This window comes from Desulfovibrio sp. 1188_IL3213, from assembly GCF_036763145.1.
Lineage (GTDB): Bacteria > Desulfobacterota > Desulfovibrionia > Desulfovibrionales > Desulfovibrionaceae > Desulfovibrio.
The window spans coordinates 1-1,728 of record NZ_JBAIYR010000446.1 but is presented as its reverse complement, the minus strand read 5'-3'; the positions used below and the strand labels follow the sequence as shown (position 1 = coordinate 1,728).

The window sequence follows — 1,728 nt, the reverse complement described above, 5'->3', positions numbered from 1 at the left end:
TTCCACCAGGGAAACAGATCCTGCGATTCTTCAGGAGCGCGCGCGGGCTCTGCCAGCCATGAAGGGACGCAACCTTGTTCCTTTTGTGGCCCCCGAAAAGCCTTATACCTGGTATGACAATGCCGTGGCCGCCGTCACGCTTGCAGGCTTGCGCAAAAGCCTGCGTCATGGCGGGCATGGGGCTTTTGCGGGAGCCGCCCGTTTTCCGGTAAAAAGCGTTGGAACAGCCTGCGCCATTCTGTCCGGCACGGCTTAGAACAATTTCACTTTGAAATTGCTCTGGCGGATGCGTGAGCAGACGCCCGCCGCAGAGGCGTAAGCGCTATTTAGAGCATTTTAACTTTGAAAAAATGTAAATGCTCTAACGCTGCACGAAAGTGCAGCGCGCCACAATGTGGCGTGGATTCAGCCGAAAATCGCATTTTTCGGCTGAATGAAAACTTTAAAATGTGAAGCATTTCAAAGTTAACCTGCTCTAGTTGCGCTGTTATGCGCTGAAGCAGGCGTCCTGGAGGCATCGAGAGTGGATATTCGCAAGGCGAAAATGCTCTAAAAGTCCGCCACGACCGCACAAAAAGCGCGTAAAAATATGGGCGGCAGCCCCTGTTTTTGTTGCGGTGCATGCTTACCATACGTTAATAATGCTCATTTGCTCATAATACTCACAAGTAAGGAGCGCAGAAATGCCCGAAAAAATTCTGGTAGTGGGCGGCGTAGCCCTTGGCCCCAAGGCCGCGGCCCGTTGCAAGCGTCTCATGCCTGATGCGGAAATCACCCTGGTGGATGAAAATATTTTCATTTCCTATGGCGGCTGCGGCATACCTTTTTATGTGTCCGGTGAAATACAGAACCTGGACGACCTGCGCGCCACCCCTTACCACACGGTGCGCGATGCCGATTTTTTCCGCGACATGAAGGGCGTTACCGTACGCACCCAGACACGCGCTACGGCCATTGACCGCGCGGCTAAAACCCTTACGGTCAAAAACGTGGTCACCGGGCAGGAAGAAAAACTGCCTTACGACAAACTGGTGCTCGCCACAGGGGCCACCCCGCGCGTGCCTCCCGTGGAAGGCAAAGACCTTGAAAATGTGCTTTCCCTTACCCGGCTTGAAGCCGCAGGGGCCATCCGCACGGCCTGCCAGGAAGGCAAGATCACCGAGGCCGTCATTGTGGGCGGCGGTTTTATCGGCCTTGAGGCCGCCGTGGCCCTGGCCGACATGTGGGGCGTCAAGTGCAGCGTGGTGGAAATGGTGGACCAGATACTGCCCGGCGTGCTTTCGCACTCCGTGGCGCGCATGGCCGCCCATGACTGCGTGACCCACAATGTGGATGTGTACACCGGGGAAAAGGTCGTGCGCCTTGAAGGCAAGGACGGCAAGGTCTGCAAGGTCGTCACCGACAAGCGTGAACTGGAAGCCCAACTGGTTATCTTTGCTGCCGGCTTTATCCCCAACGGGCAGCTTGCCAAGGATGCCGGGCTTGAAGTGGCCCCCTTCGGCGCCATCATGGTGGACCGGCACATGCGCACTTCTGATCCCGCCATCTATGCGGGCGGCGACTGCGTTTCCATCAAGAACATCATTACCGGCAAGCCGGGCTATCTGCCGCTGGGCAGCATGGCAAACCGCCAGGGGCGCGTCATCGGCACAAACCTCGCGGGCGGCGAAGCCGTGTTCCCGGGCTATGTGGGTTCCTGGGCCGTCAAACTCTTTGACCTCTCCTTCT

Annotated in this window: 1 protein-coding gene and 1 pseudogene; both read left to right on the top strand. The window is 57.1% G+C overall.

The annotated features are described in order from the left end of the window. A pseudogene (locus V6C16_RS12450) lies at positions 1-256 on the top strand (hypothetical protein); the annotation flags it as partial. A 427-nt stretch (positions 257-683) separates the two neighbouring features. Beyond that, positions 684-1,728: NAD(P)/FAD-dependent oxidoreductase (locus V6C16_RS12445; RefSeq protein WP_333543354.1), on the top strand; the 1,045-nt coding region annotated here is incomplete at its 3' end.